This window comes from Vibrio mexicanus (assembly GCF_001012815.1).
Classification (GTDB): domain Bacteria; phylum Pseudomonadota; class Gammaproteobacteria; order Enterobacterales; family Vibrionaceae; genus Vibrio; species Vibrio mexicanus.
The window spans coordinates 53,286-67,958 of the sequence record NZ_JYJP01000133.1 but is presented as its reverse complement, the minus strand read 5'-3'; the positions used below and the strand labels follow the sequence as shown (position 1 = coordinate 67,958).

At 47.0% G+C, this 14,673-nt stretch carries 10 protein-coding genes, 5 tRNA genes and 2 pseudogenes; 4 read left to right on the top strand and 13 right to left on the bottom strand.

Going from position 1 to position 14,673, the window contains the following annotated elements; genetic code table 11:
- Window positions 1-434: 434 nt before the first annotated feature.
- The gene (locus UA76_RS20595) at window positions 435-1,046 is read right to left on the bottom strand and encodes a bifunctional 4-hydroxy-2-oxoglutarate aldolase/2-dehydro-3-deoxy-phosphogluconate aldolase (protein WP_047049747.1); all 612 of its coding nucleotides are present in this window, start codon (window positions 1,044-1,046) and stop codon (window positions 435-437) included.
- A 9-nt stretch (window positions 1,047-1,055) separates the two neighbouring features.
- Window positions 1,056-2,432: a GntP family permease gene (locus tag UA76_RS20590; RefSeq protein WP_047049746.1), complete on the bottom strand. Its 1,377-nt coding sequence runs from the start codon at window positions 2,430-2,432 to the stop codon at window positions 1,056-1,058.
- Between the two features lie 153 nt (window positions 2,433-2,585).
- Between UA76_RS20590 and UA76_RS20585 the strand changes: the two genes are divergently transcribed.
- Window positions 2,586-3,104: a gluconokinase gene (locus UA76_RS20585; RefSeq protein WP_047049745.1), complete on the top strand. Its 519-nt coding sequence runs from the start codon at window positions 2,586-2,588 to the stop codon at window positions 3,102-3,104.
- A pseudogene (edd, locus tag UA76_RS20580) lies at window positions 3,104-4,899 on the top strand (phosphogluconate dehydratase). Before UA76_RS20585 ends, edd begins: the two are co-directional and overlap by 1 nt.
- Before the next feature lie 67 nt (window positions 4,900-4,966).
- On the opposite strand, the pseudogene UA76_RS20575 reads toward edd, so the two are convergent.
- Window positions 4,967-5,973: pseudogene (locus UA76_RS20575) on the bottom strand (LacI family DNA-binding transcriptional regulator).
- A gap of 194 nt (window positions 5,974-6,167) precedes the next feature.
- Here UA76_RS20575 and UA76_RS20570 point away from each other — a divergent pair.
- Entirely contained in the window at window positions 6,168-6,419 is a 252-nt protein-coding gene (locus tag UA76_RS20570) for a DUF6482 family protein (protein WP_047049744.1), read from the top strand.
- 47 nt (window positions 6,420-6,466) lie between these two features.
- Here UA76_RS20570 and UA76_RS20565 read toward each other — a convergent pair whose 3' ends face one another.
- The 5 genes from UA76_RS20565 to UA76_RS20545 all read right to left on the bottom strand — a co-directional run bounded on the left by UA76_RS20565 (window position 6,467) and on the right by UA76_RS20545 (window position 13,028).
- Complete coding sequence (locus UA76_RS20565) at window positions 6,467-7,378, bottom strand: SPOR domain-containing protein (RefSeq protein ID WP_052772124.1); 912 nt, start codon at window positions 7,376-7,378, stop codon at window positions 6,467-6,469.
- A gap of 139 nt (window positions 7,379-7,517) precedes the next feature.
- The gene (locus tag UA76_RS20560) at window positions 7,518-8,456 is read right to left on the bottom strand and encodes an ABC transporter permease (protein ID WP_047049742.1); all 939 of its coding nucleotides are present in this window, start codon (window positions 8,454-8,456) and stop codon (window positions 7,518-7,520) included.
- Window positions 8,457-8,458: 2 nt separating this feature from the next.
- Window positions 8,459-9,436, bottom strand: a complete 978-nt coding sequence (locus UA76_RS20555; protein WP_047049741.1) for an ABC transporter permease — start codon at window positions 9,434-9,436, stop codon at window positions 8,459-8,461.
- A gap of 214 nt (window positions 9,437-9,650) precedes the next feature.
- Complete coding sequence (locus tag UA76_RS20550; RefSeq protein ID WP_047049740.1) at window positions 9,651-11,204, bottom strand: ABC transporter substrate-binding protein; 1,554 nt, start codon at window positions 11,202-11,204, stop codon at window positions 9,651-9,653.
- A gap of 108 nt (window positions 11,205-11,312) precedes the next feature.
- Window positions 11,313-13,028 carry a dipeptide ABC transporter ATP-binding protein gene (locus UA76_RS20545; protein ID WP_047049739.1) on the bottom strand — a complete coding sequence of 572 codons (1,716 nt, stop codon included), beginning with the start codon at window positions 13,026-13,028 and terminating at the stop codon, window positions 11,313-11,315.
- 881 nt (window positions 13,029-13,909) lie between these two features.
- On the opposite strand from UA76_RS20545, the gene UA76_RS23780 reads away from it, so the two are divergent.
- Window positions 13,910-14,068 carry a hypothetical protein gene (locus tag UA76_RS23780; RefSeq protein ID WP_157617699.1) on the top strand — a complete coding sequence of 53 codons (159 nt, stop codon included), beginning with the start codon at window positions 13,910-13,912 and terminating at the stop codon, window positions 14,066-14,068.
- Between the two features lie 48 nt (window positions 14,069-14,116).
- On the opposite strand, the gene UA76_RS20540 is transcribed toward UA76_RS23780, so the two are convergent.
- From UA76_RS20540 to UA76_RS20520, 5 genes are all read right to left on the bottom strand, one after another.
- Window positions 14,117-14,192: transfer RNA gene (locus tag UA76_RS20540), tRNA-Pro, on the bottom strand.
- A gap of 7 nt (window positions 14,193-14,199) precedes the next feature.
- Window positions 14,200-14,275 (bottom strand) — tRNA-His (locus UA76_RS20535).
- Window positions 14,276-14,322: 47 nt separating this feature from the next.
- Window positions 14,323-14,399: transfer RNA gene (locus UA76_RS20530), tRNA-Pro, on the bottom strand.
- A gap of 71 nt (window positions 14,400-14,470) precedes the next feature.
- Window positions 14,471-14,546, bottom strand: a tRNA-His gene (locus UA76_RS20525).
- 47 nt (window positions 14,547-14,593) lie between these two features.
- Window positions 14,594-14,670: transfer RNA gene (locus UA76_RS20520), tRNA-Arg, on the bottom strand.
- Window positions 14,671-14,673 lie beyond the last annotated feature (3 nt).

Below are 14,673 nucleotides of genomic sequence, written 5' to 3'. Positions count from 1 at the left end.
GCTTTGAAAAGAGCCCTTTTCACTTTTTGACGCAATCTATTCTAGCTTCTAGATGTTCAACTTTCGCTAGATATCAAAAAAGACCATCAACGGAGTTAATGACCTTCTACTTGAAAAACGTTCAGCTAATTGTCTGTGTAACTTTCACTTGAACCTGCTTGTGCTGCCTGTTCCGCTTTTTCTTAATATCTTCCCTGATTTTGTTTAGCTTCCGTAGATATATCAACCGTTGAATTAGGTTCATCATCTGCTTCCTACTACAAATGACCGAGGGGAGTCTCAGTTCATCGTCTAGCTAGCTTACAATTTTATTCTTTGGTTGAGAAAATGAACACTGTTTCAAACGATTTCAAACTTCCCCTTTTCTGTAATACTTTTCATAAAGACGACCAACCTAGGCTGATCGCCTTAGTGATACACCGCAGTAGTGAGATTTAGTTAATCACACGAACCAGTTCAGCAATGCCTTCCCAGTTGCCTTCATCCATCATCGCAGTTGGCACCATCCAAGTCCCGCCGCATGCGACAACCGACTTAAGCGCAAGATAATCTTCAACATTGCTTGGGCTCACACCACCCGTTGGCATGAAGTTAACAGGGTACACGGCTGTTAATGCCTTCAGCATCGGCACACCACCAGAAGGCTCTGCTGGGAAGAACTTCAGGGTTTTTAGGCCAAGTTCCATCGCTTGCTCAACCAAACTCGGGTTGTTCACACCCGGAACAATCGCAACGCCACGCTGCTGACAGTACTTCACGGTTGTAGGGTTTAGACCCGGGCTAACGATGAAATCCACGCCTGCTTCAATGGCGATATCAACTTGCTCCGTCGTCAGCACCGTGCCCGCACCAATCAAAAGCTCCGGGTAAGCTTCGCGCATAACACGAATCGACTCCGCCGCCGCTTCTGTTCGGAAGGTCACTTCCGCACATGGTAGACCGTTTTCCGCCAACACTTTCGCCAAAGGCAGTGCGTGTGCAACGTCGTTGATTGCAATAACAGGGACGATTTTGATCTCTCTTAATCGTTGTTCAATGGTTTTCATCCAGAACCTCTAAAGAATAAAACTTAATACAGCAACAATAATAAACGCGATGGTGCCAAGCAATGTTTCCATTACTGTCCACGTTTTCAATGTTGTCTTCTCATCCATTTCTAGCAAGCGAGACACTAGCCAGAAACCTGAATCATTAAAGTGCGACAGTACCGTAGCACCGCCCGCAATCGCGATAACGATGAAACATAAATTCAGCTCGCTTAAGCCTGTCGTAGCTGAGACCACTGGCGCGATTAAAGCAGCGGTCGTCGTTAGTGCAACGGTAGCTGAACCTTGCGCGACACGTAAACAGGTTGAGATAACAAACGCAGCCACAACCACTGGCATTCCCGTATCAGTCAGAACGCCAGCCAGCGCATCACCGATACCACTTGCGCGCAGCACGCCACCGAACATGCCGCCTGCACCCGTTACTAGAATAACGCCACAAATTGGAGCCAGTGAGTCGCCACACAGCTTCTCAAGCTTCGCCATGCCGTAGTCTTTGGCAAACACAGCCAAGCAGACAATCAATGTAATCAATAGAGCAACTGGTGTTTTACCAAGCATACGCAGGAACTCAACCAACGGAGTACCGCCGTCAATCACACCCGCGACTGCCAGTGTATTTAAACCGGTATCTAAACAGATCAGTAGAACTGGCAATACAAGGATGGTCATTACCGTAGAAAACTTCGGCAGTTTCGACTCATCAACCACAGTGTCTGAGTTAAAGAACGCTTTAGACAGTGGGATATCGAACTTCTTACCTGCATACAAACCGTAAAGGTAAGCGCCGAAATACCAAGTTGGGATAGCAACAAGAATACCCACAACGAGCAGAAGACCAATGTTCGCACCAAGGAAGTCAGCCGCCGCTACAGGACCTGGGTGTGGTGGTACAAAGGCGTGCATTACCGCAAACGCACCCGCAGAAGGTAAGGCATATTTGATTGGTGAGCCGCCAAATCTCGCAGCGACACTTAGAATGATTGGCATCATCACCACAAGGCCTGCATCAAAGAAGATTGGGAAACCAAACATCAAAGACGCAATACCCAATGCTAATGGTGCGCGCTCTTTACCAAAGCGGCCTATTAAGGTATCTGCCAGTACTTTTGCACCGCCAGTCACTTCCAGAATTTTACCGATCATGGCACCAAGACCAACCAACAAGGCAACCGATGCAAGCGTTCCTCCGAGCCCTCCCATCATGGTTGGTACCACTTGGTCAGTTGTTACGCCCGTCGCGATTGCAGTGAGTAAACTTACGATAGTAAGCGATGCAAATGCGTGGACTTTCAGTTTAATGATTAATACCAATAGCGCGGCTATCGCGAGGGCAGCAATCGTCAATAAGTAGGTTGGGTCAGAGGCTTGGGCTAACTGCTCCATAGGGTTCACCTTTAAGAATTATTGTTTGTGTTGTAGTTCACATTTATCTAAGTTACCAGTAACATGTTACCGGTAACATTAATAAGATAAACCCATATTTTTAAGTGAATGCCAAAATTGGGATCACGCGCAAATTTGTTATGAGGATAGGTTATGGCTGGTAGTAGTGTCATCGTGATGGGCGTCTGCGCATGCGGAAAAAGCACCATTGGTGAGCATCTGGCAAAGAAGCTCGAGCGTAAATTCATTGATGGAGATGATCTTCATCCAAAGGCAAACATTCAAAAGATGTCTTCTGGGCAACCGCTCAACGATGACGACCGCAAGCCTTGGCTAGAGCGCATCCGCGATGCCGCCTTTAGCCTAGAGAGCAAAAACGAACACGGCATCATTGTTTGTTCAGCCTTGAAGAAGAAATACCGCGACCAGATCCGTGAAGGAAACAACAACGTGACCTTCCTATTCCTCGATGGCGATCAAGAGCTGATCCTTGAACGCATGCGTCAGCGCAAAGGCCACTTCATGAAAGAAAACATGGTCAAGAGCCAATTTGAAACCCTTGAGCGCCCAGATGGCGAGCCGCAAACTCTGATTGTCAGTATTGATGGTGACATTGCTGAAGTCGTAGAGCGCGCCGCGGCAGGTCTGACTCAATCGCAAGAGGTAGCGTGATGACTCATTCGGTAGTTCTAGAGGTCACACAAATGTTGATTGACCGCAGCCGTGAGGCTCGGTCTGAATATCTCGCACGTATTGACGCTCAAGCCAAAGCGGGTAAAGGCCGCGCGGGCTTGTCTTGTGGTAACCTAGCTCACGCAGTTGCCGCCTCTTGTTCAAGTGAGAAGAAATCTATTCTCGATCTGACTCAATCAAACGTTGCACTGATCAGCTCATACAATGACATGCTCAGCGCGCATCAGCCATACCAAGATTACCCGAATCAAATTAAGCAACTGTTAGCTCATTACGGCCATACGGCGCAAGTGGCTGGCTGCGTGCCGGCTATGTGCGATGGCGTGACTCAAGGCCAAGCGGGCATGGATATGTCGCTGTTTTCTCGCGACTTGATTGCTCAAGCAACCGCGCTTTCACTCAGCCACAACGTGTTTGACTCCACTTTGCTACTGGGTATTTGCGACAAGATTGCACCCGGGCAATTAATGGGTGCGCTCACCTATGGTCACCTGCCTACTGCATTCGTACCAGCAGGCCTAATGGCAACGGGCATCAGCAATGAAGAAAAAGTCGACGTAAGACAAAAGTACGCAGCAGGCGAAGTAGGCAAAGACGCCCTACTCGATATGGAATGCCGCGCGTATCACTCACCTGGCACCTGCACCTTCTACGGCACCGCCAACACTAACCAATTAGTCTTTGAGGCTATGGGCCTAATGCTGCCTGGTTCGGCGTTTGTTCACCCTCATTCCGAGTTGCGTAAATCCCTCACCGAAGACGCAGCACTGAAGATTGCCTCAATGAACCAAGGTTCAAACAACTTCCGTCCACTCTCTGAAGTAGTGACAGAGAAGAGCTTGATTAACGGCATCATCGCGCTACTGGCATCGGGCGGCAGCACCAACCACAGTATTCACATGGTGGCAGTGGCGAGAGCCGCAGGCATCATTCTGACTTGGCAAGACATCAGTGAGCTATCGGAAGTCGTTCCACTGCTTGCACGTGTTTACCCGAATGGCCCAGCCGATATGAACGCATTCCAACAGGCTGGTGGTGTGCCTGCCCTAATGCGTAGACTGGATCAGTCCGGACTACTGCACCGCGATGTTTCTCCTGCATTTGGTGAATTCGAAGATCAAATGAGCCTACCAACATTAAATCAAGGCCAGCTTGAGTGGGTTCGTTGCGAACAATCTCAAGACGATTCAGTGATTGCCGCGCCAGAGCAAGTATTCCAAGCGACGGGGGAACTCGTGTCCTAACCGGTAACTTGGGGAATGCGGTAGTGAAAGTTTCAGCCGTCAAAGACGATCAACGTGTGATTGAAGCCCCTGCGGTCGTATTCCAATGTCAGCATGAAGTGGAAGCTGCCTACCAGCGCGGAGAGCTCAACAAAGATTGCATCGTAGTGGTCACCCATAATGGCCCTGCCGCAAATGGCATGCCTGAGCTACATAAGCTGATGCCGATTCTTGGCAATGTGCAAAAGGTGGGCTTTAAGGTGGCACTAGTGACGGACGGCAGGCTCTCTGGCGCGTCAGGTAAAATCCCGTCTGCAATTCATCTGTCGCCTGAAGCCTTGCGTGGTGGTGCGATCGGGCTGGTGCGTAATGGTGATATTCTACGTTTAGATTGCCAATCGGGCGAGTTGAACAACTTGAGTGATACCACAGGACGTCAAGCTTTAGAGCTTGATACCGAAATATCTCAACAAACTTGGGGCCGCAATCTATTTAGCGTTTTGCGACAAAGCGTCTCTAGTGCTGAGCAAGGTGCGAGCTTTATCGTTTAGTGTGGCGGTAAACTCAATCAAAAAAGGCGAAGCTCATGCTTCGCCTTTTCCTTAACTGGCATCTTTCCTAGATACTTTCACCTTCAGAGATACGATAGCCCATATCGACAATCGGCTGTTCGATCTCTTCACCTTTTAGCTTTGACAGCAGCAACTCGGCACTCTTCTCGCCGATTTCAAAACGTGGCGTATCGACACTGGTGAGCTAGGACTGATCGTTTGACCAATATCTAGCGCATTGTAACCGACGACAGATAACTGGCTCGGAACCTTGATTCCCCGCTTTTGGGCACTGAGTAAGGTGCCTATCGCAATATCATCATTGGTACAGAACACACCATCTAAATCGGGATAGTCGCGAAGCGCCATATCTAACAGTTCATCGGCGAGCGAAAAGCTAGAGTGCGCCTCGGTTAATACATGTTTGACTTGCAGCCCTGCTTCTTGCATCGCTTGATCATAACCTTGCATACGCAGCTTAGTACGCGTATCCAAGCGAGCACCAAAGTAAGCGATCGAGCGTTTGCCAGCTTCAATCATACGTTTGACGACTTGATACGAGGCATCCACGTGATCAAGGCCAACCACCATATCGATCGGGTCGCTTGGCATTTCCATGGTTTCCACCACAGGAACACCCGAGTTCTTAATCATCTGCAAAGTGCGTTTGGTGTGGTGACTTTCGGTCAGAATCAAGCCGTCGACCTGATAAGACAGCAGCGATGCTATCTTGCGTTCTTCCTCTAGCTCATCGTAGCTAAAGTGGGCAAGTAAAGTCTCGTAGCCATTGGCTTTGGTCACCGCCTCAATACCCTGAACAAAAGAAGCAAAAATCTGGTTAGACAGTGAAGGCAGCAAAATACCAATCGCCTTGCTGGATGATTTCGACAGCATGGCCGGAGCGCGGTTTTCGATATAACCCAGTTCTTCTATCGCTGCGGCTATTTTCTCTCGAGTCTTTTGCGCCACCGAGTCTGGGTTTCGCATGTAACGCGACACCGTCATCTTGGTCACACCAACACAATTGGCGACATCTTCTAACGTAGGTCTGCTTTTCTTATTTGCTTGAGACATAAAGGCTGGTCGTTGTTATTTGCATGTTACTGATAACATTATGGGCAATCAGTAATTTATACTCAAGCGATGCTTTTTTCTGAGCTTAGTAAACGCGAAGTACACGCTCTACTTGATGCGACCTTGCTGCAAATCAGGTGAACTTTCTCTCGAACTGGTTCGTATTTGATTAAACTTTAAGCAAGGAGGCCGTTATGAAATTACTGATTGAATCTTTTGAAGGGGATATCTATCTCGGTTACCAAGTATTGGGAAACCACAAAGAGCTGATCAAAGATGATAACCAGCAACCGTTAAAGTTTGCCGGCTTAAAACATGCCAAAGCGCACTTTATTGAGGGTCACTACCACTCGGCAAGTCTCATTCATTGCAGCACGTACGACGAAATGTGCGGTGAACAGGATGGGATGTCACCAATCATGGAAGTAGATCTAGGTTGGAAATAGCCACAAAAAAAAGCCCGCATTTGCGGGCTTTTTCATCAAACGAACTATCACTTTACACAAGTGACATTCAGCAGAGAGGTTCCTTTAAGCTGGCTCACTTTTCCAGTAGTAAATAAGGCTTTTCGGTCTTTACCCCAATAAGGCAAATGCATTGGCCATTTATTCTTGCTCATGATGTTGGCATCTAACAGCTGTTGCCATTGTGCTTCGGTCGGCAACATCATGTCGATATCCGCACACACCTCGCCTGCCGACTTATAGTTAAGGCGATTCCAAGGCAGGTTGTGTTCCATGTAAAACTGCTCATCGCTAAACATCAGATACGGCACTTTAAACGTCACACCTGCAACTTCCGCTGTTAGGCGAATAGTCACTTCGCTTGGCATTTCCTTATCAACCTCAACCGCCGAACTGGCTATCGGTGATGCAGTCACCGCGGCAGCTGTCGATGTAGCCTTGTTGGGTTTCTCTGGCTGACGCTGAACCGGTTTTGGACTCGTTTTAGCCATACCTGCCGATTTGTTGGCGACTTCACGAATAAAGGCCTCTTCGTAACTTTTTACCTTTCTAACATTTACTAGGTCGGAAGCCGCTTGCTTATAGTCTTGATAAGGGCCAATTAAACAGCGCGTACCTTTGTCTTCTGGCTTATTCCAGACATCGCCTGAAACAACGTTATACAAAGATTTAGCGTCAGCCAACGATAGCGGCTTATTGAGCAAACCACACTGAATCCAAAATGTACTTTGTTTATGTTTCGGCTTTTGGTTGCCCCATAACCCTTTGCCGATAGGGCAATTTTTTTCCAGTACAGGAAGCTCATTCGTTGATGCTTGAGTCGCATCACATAGAAATTCTTGCGCTTGAACGGACGGCAGCCATACCGGTAGCGCAAATGCTGCAATGGCCATTAATTTGGTACAGGTGACGAGTGGCTTTACTGCCCTACTTCTTTCCATATGCTCTTGAAACCTATTCGATTAATCGTCGAGAGACTCTCGTTCTAAAGTGATTGCTAAAATGAATGCAAAAAAAGAGCCGTAATGTGATTACGGCTCTAGTTTAGGACTATTTTTTAAGCAAAGTCTATCGGCTCAATCACCCTTTATAGATCTTAGGGTTGAATACATCACGTAGCCAGTCACCCAGCAAGTTGATAACCAGAACCAGTGTAACAAGCACGATACCTGGGAAGGCAGTAATCCACCATGCACCCGAGAAGATGTACTTAAAGCCAATGCTGATTAACGCACCCAGTGACGGTTGGTCTACCGGTAGACCTAAGCCTAGGAACGACAGCGCCGCTTCTGACATGATTGCATTCGCCACCTGTACGGTTGAGATAACCAAGATTGGCGACAGACAGTTCGGTAAGATATGGCGGAACATGATACGTGGGGCTTTGAAACCCATTACGCGTGCCGCTTCTACGTACTCTTTCTTCTTTTCAGCTAATACTGATGCACGGATGGTACGCGCGTATTGTGGCCACTCGGCCACACCGATGATCACCACCAGCATGATAACGGCATATTGGCTATAGAAGTCACTACCGAAGCTGGCTTTGAAAATGGCCGATACGATGATCGCCACCATCATGGTTGAGAACGACAACTGAACGTCGGCAAAACGCATCAGGAAGCTATCCACTCGGCCACCAAAGTAACCGGCTGACAAACCGATGACGATGCCTAAGAACAGCTGTAGCGCAACGGCAAAGAAACCGATCGTCAGTGACAAGCGTGAGCCGTATAGAATGGTCGACAAAATATCACGACCTTGCTCATCGGTACCCAACACGAAGTTCTCATCGCCACCGTCCATCCAAGAAGGTGGCAACTCAGAGTCCATGATGTCGATAGTTGTCAGATCGTATGGGTCTGTTGGCGCAATAAGCGGTGCCGCAAGAGCAAACACTAAGAACATCAGGAAGACTGCAAAACTTGTCATCGCAACTTTGTCGCGCTTGAAGTGATACAAGAAGTCTGACTGTTTAAAACGCTCCCAACGAGAAGGAGCTGCAATTGATTGGTTCATGATTATGCTCCTTTACCCGTTAGATTAACCGTTGGGTTGATGATGCCGTACAGCAAGTCAACGATGGTATTGGTCACCACGAAAATTAGGCCAACAAAGATAACGTACGCCGTGATAAGTGGCGTATCTACACGGTTAATCGCTTCAAGGAATAGGAAGCCTGTTCCCGGCCATTGGAATACGGTTTCCGTAAGGATGGTGTATGCCACCATGGTACCAATTTGAACGCCGCCCACAGTTAGGACTGGCAGCATGGTATTTTTCAGCGCGTGTTGGTAATAAATTTTATTGAGCGCTAGGCCTTTTGCTTTACCGAACTTGATGTATTCCGAGCTCAGTACTTCAAGCATTTCAGAACGTACCAAACGGATGAACAGCGGCAACATGATGGATGCTAGTGCAATACAAGGCAGAACCAAGTGGCGTAAACCATCAATGGTAAAGAAGCCTGATTCCCACCCAAGTACATTCGCCGTCTCACCTCGCCCATAGGAAGGCAGCCAGCCGAGTTCTATCGAGAACACATACATCAGCATGATGGCGGTTAAGAAGACCGGAATCGAGATACCGACACTACTGAAGGTCATGATGGCTTTAGTAAAGAAACTTTTAGGGTGTATTGCCGAGTAAACCCCTAAAGGTATGGAAAGTACAATAATGATAAGCGTGGCGCCGAATACCAACTCTAGGGTGGCAACGAGCTTATCCATAATCACTTCAACCGCAGGGCGCTTGAAGAAGTAAGATGTACCTAAATCGCCTTGTAGAGCTGCGCCCACAAAACGAGAGTATTTAGCGATGAAGGGATCATTGAGGCCTAGTTCATCACGCAGCGCTTGGCGCTCCGCTTCCGAAACAGATTGACCGACAAGCTCACGCAGCGGGTCACCCAGATTATCCTGAATGGCAAACGCTACCAAACTGATCACAAACATCACTATCAGTGCCTGAAACAGGCGCTTGACCAGAAACGAAAACATTCCTTGCCCCTTTTCTATCCGTAGATTTCAGCCTGCAAAATCGGCAAATAAATAGAGCCGACTGCAACTTTCAGTCTGAAAAATGGTACCCAACCCGACTGAAACAAAGTTAAGCACCAAAAATCGTATTTCGCACCTAGCTACAGCCAAAAAAGCATAACTAGGTGCGAGAGTATTTAAGTAATGAAGTTAACTTCTATTACTTAACAACTACTTATTTAACCACTAGGTCGCCAAAGTATGGGAAGTTCATACCGTTAACGATTGGACCGATCTCAACATTGCTCTTCGCAGCCCATGATGGATCTTGCCAGTGTAGAGGAACAAACGCTGCTTCGTCGTATAGTGTTGCTTCTACTTGCTTCAGAAGCTCACTACGCTTAGCAAGGTCTGTCATTGTGTTGGTCTCTTCAATCAACTTGTCGATTTCAGGGTTAGAGTAGTGACCACAGTTGTACTGACCTTTACCTGTTTCAGCGTTACGCGTCATAGTTAGGAACTCAGTGAAGTTACCTGAGTCCTCAGTATCTGGGTGCCAGCCGATCATTAGCATGTCTGCTGCACACTTATCGAACTCAGGCCAGTACTGCGCTTTAGGCATAGTCTTCAGGTCAACCTTGATACCAATCTTAGACAGCATTGCTGCAGTTGCTTGAGCAATCTTGTCGTCGTTTACGTAACGGTTGTTTGGCGCCATCATGGTTAGCGTGAAGCCATCTTCGTAGCCCGCTTCTTTCATCAGCTCTTTCGCTTTTTTCAGATCGAAACGTGGCTTAAGGTCTTCGTTGTAACCTGCGTAACCAACTGGGCTCTGCTGAGCTGCCGCTGTAGCCGCACCCTTCATGATACGCTTAGCAATACCTTCGTTGTTCACCGCATACACGATCGCTTGACGGACGCGAACGTCTTTCAGTGCAGGGTTGCTGTTTTGGTTCAATTGGAACGTGATTACACGAGTACCAGGCATAGTGTAAAGCTCGATGTCGTTCGCTTTCTGAATACGCGTGTAGTCGTTTGGAGATACTGGAGCGATCATGTCAACGCCACCAGATAGAAGTGCAGCAACACGTGTCGCAGACTCTTTGATTGGCACTAGAGTTAGGTTCTCAACGTTACCTTTGCTCTCTGTATCCCAGTAGCTGTCGAAACGCTCGAACTGCACTTGAACACCTTGCTCACGAGACTTAACAACGAATGGACCCGTACCAGATTGGTTAGTTGAAGCGAACGAGTTACCGTGCTTAACGATTTCTGCTTTGTCTTTACCGTCAGCTGTTGTGCCTGAGTAGAACTTGCTGTCCATTGGGAAGATGTAAGTTGCTACGTTTTCAACTAGTGGGTAAGTGCCATCAGTCTTAATGTCGAACGTGAAGTCATCAACTTTGTTCAAAGAAACAAGTGGTGCGAAGATGCCTTTAAAATCTGGTGACTCTTTTAGACGGTTGAACGTCCATACTACGTCATCTGCAGTTAGGTCGTTACCAGAGTGGAATTTAACACCTTGGCGCAGTTTGAAACGAATAGTCTCGTTATCAACACGCTCCCAAGATTCAGCCAAGCGAGGTTCAAAATCCATATCTTGAGTAAAGCGAATCAATGGATCAAATACCATGTGAGATAGCTGCATTGTGCCGCCAGACAACTGCTCATGTGGGTCTAGTGACACAGGGTCTGCGTCATACGCCACTTTAATGTCTGCCGCTGCTGCGCTAAAGCTAAGACCTGCAGCCATCAATGCAACTGCTAGTTTGCTTTTCATGGTTTTCATGCATAACTCCTTCATGCGGGATCCAAGTCCCTAATTGTTGTGTTTGCTTCTGTTATTTGTTCCCAAGCGAGCTTGGGGTTACCTGTAGGCCAAAAGGTCTCAGGCCGCTTAAGCCGTTTTTAGATCTTCTCTGAGGCCAGTAAACTCCGGCATTAAAGAAATCAGTTGTTTGCTGTATTCATGCTGAGGCGACGTGAAGAGTTGCTCTGTCGGTGCAACCTCCAAAAGCGTTCCCATCTGCATCACACCAACACGATCACACATCTGACGAATCACCGGCAGATCGTGACTGATGAACAGCATGGTGAGATTTAACTCATCTTGTAGATCTTTTAATAGATTAAGAATCTGCGCCTGAACCGACACATCCAAAGCAGACGTTGGTTCATCACAAATCAATAAACGAGGGCGAGTTGCCAGTGCGCGCGCAATCGAAATACGCTGACGCTGACCACCCGAAAATTCATGTGGGTACTTCACACCTGCCATCACGCCTAAACCAACGTGATCAAGTAGATCGTTCACGATCTGGCGAGTTTCCGCTTCATTTTTGGTTAACTTGTGGAAACGAATTGGCTCCGCGATGATGTCAAAGATCTTCATACGCGGGTTCATCGAAGTGTATGGGTTTTGGAATACCATCTGCATTTGGCGACGCAGCGGACGACGTTCTTGTTCTGATTTCAAGCCAGTCAGATCGATGCCTTCAAACGTGACTTTACCTGAGTTTGGCGCGTACAGACCCGCAATAACACGAGCAATGGTCGATTTACCCGAACCCGACTCACCTACCAAACCAAAGGTCTCACCCTCAAATACTTCGAAGCTTACATTGTTCGATGCCTGAACATACTCACGACGGCTTTCAAACAGCGAATCTTTAGTCACGAAGCGCAGGTTAACGTTCTCTACATTCAATAGAGGGCCAGTGTAATCACGATGGTCTTGGCTTTGGCCTAACCAGTGATTCTTCACATCTAGCGGCTCCATCTCGTGCGCTTCTTCGATGTAGCTTACCAGCGGGAAGCGATCTAGCTTCACATCAGAACGTGGTACGGCTGAAATTAGGCTACGAGTGTAGGAATGATCTGGGTCACCGAGAACTTTCTGTGTTGGACCAAACTCGACCAAATCGCCACGGTACATAACCGCAACGCGGTCAGTCACGTTCGATACCACGCCCATATCGTGGGTTACCAACATACAACCCACGTTTTTCTTAATACACAAATCGCGAATCAAACCCAAGATTTGGTCTTGAATCGAAACATCCAGTGCCGTGGTTGGTTCGTCGGCAATAATAAGATCAGGTTCACCAGCCAATGCAATCGCAATAACCACACGCTGACGCATACCGCCAGAGAATTGGTGAGGGAACTGTTTTAAACGGTTTTCTGGTTGAGGAATGCCCACCTGTTCCATCAAAGACAAAGCGCGATCGTAGGCTTCTTGATCCGATACCTTCATATTGGCATGGATCGTCTCTTTCAACTGATGTTCAACCGTAAATAGAGGGTTCAACGACGTCATCGGATCTTGGAAAATGAAACCGATTTTGGAACCGCGAACTTTGCGCATCTCTTCAGGAGTTAGGCCCGAAACCTTTTCCCCATCAAGGAATACTTCACCACTAGCGATTTGCCCAGGAGGGCTCAGTAGGTCGATAACCGCGTTACCAACCGTTGACTTACCTGCACCAGATTCACCAACAACACCTACAATCTCACCGCGTTCAATGTTGAACGAAAGTGACTTTACCGCTGCGTGAACACCGTGACGAGATGGGTACTCGATACGAAGATTTTTAACTTCTAAAAGTGACATTAACCAGACCTCTACTGCGTGACAGTTTTCTGCCCTGTCTGCGGCCACCAAATTTGAAACAAGGGTGGCCTTAAATTGAATCCATTCTTACCAGTATATTGTTCTGGTATTTTATAAGGTCATCAATTTGGCAAATATTTCACAGAAAAGCAACAAATAGAGGATAAAAAAGCGAGATTGAGCATTTTTAGAGCAGCATACCCATATATATATGCAACAAAAGTGCATTAAATATTGGTATTACCAATTTATTCAAGACTCATTAGTGGTCGTCACGAATAGATTTTATGGCTAACTGAGGAGAGTAAAACAAAATTATATAAAAAACTCAGTTTGAATAATTCACCAGAGCTTTTATCTTGGTTTGAATTAACAAAACAAAAACAAAAACCAATTTAACTCACATTATCGATATATAAGATCTGAATAGATCCCATTTATTAGATAATCCATCTGATAAAAAACTATAAAACCTTTCTGCACAAACAATGAAAATCGCGCCAAACTATTTAATCTGAGAAAAATATCTCTCATTCAGGCATTAAAGAGGAAGTATAGCAGCCGATCGAACCCCCGCTGATTGATGCGATAAAACGGCCTATATTTTCTCACTAATAAGGCATGAAAAAGTACTAATTGTGCTCTGTATCTTAGGTGTCAGTGAATAGTTTGGATAAGAGATGTGAGAGTGAAGTGGAATGCCATTGCTGACATGATCAGCAAGTTGAGATTTTTTAACGATGGTCGGTGAAGAGGAATTCGATGCGACTGGGCTTCCAGAGCCCGACTCGATATGTGCACAAATACATGATCAAGAGATGTAAAAAAGCCCCGTCATTACTGGCGAGGCTTCTTAATGATGGTCGATGAAGAGCTGTTTCTTGAACAACAGGCGAACCCACTCTTGGTTCGAATACATGAATGAGTTCCAGAAAGTAAAAAGCCTCATCATTTCTGATGAGGCTTTTTTAATGATGGTCGGTGGAGAGCTATTTCTTGAACATCAGGCGAACCCACACTTGGTTCGAATGCACGAATGAGTTCCAGAAAGCAAAAAACCCTCGTCTTTCGACGAGGGTTTCGTGTAGTGGTCGGTGAAGAGGGATTCGAACCCCGACCCTCTGGTCCCAAACCAGATGCGCTACCAAGCTGCGCTATTCACCGAAATCAATGGGGTGGCTAACGAGATTCGAACTCGCGACCACCGGAATCACAATCCAGGGCTCTACCAACTGAGCTATAGCCACCATCAATTTTTTGTATTTACCGCTTGAAAAGCCATAAATAATAATAGTGGTCGGTGAAGAGGGATTCGAACCCCCGACCCTCTGGTCCCAAACCAGATGCGCTACCAAGCTGCGCTATTCACCGACATAGTATTTTTTTACTTGGTTACGTTATAGAGGGTCAACTCTCTGGTCCCGCTTATTCCAAGAGAAAAATGGGGTGGCTAACGAGATTCGAACTCGCGACCACCGGAATCACAATCCAGGGCTCTACCAACTGAGCTATAGCCACCATTTTTTCTTTCGCCAATATTTCACTTACTTGTGTAAGCATCCGGATGGCGCGCCCGAAAGGATTCGAACCTTCGACCTTTGGCTCCGGAGGCCAACGCTCTATCCAGCTGAGCTACGGGCGCATG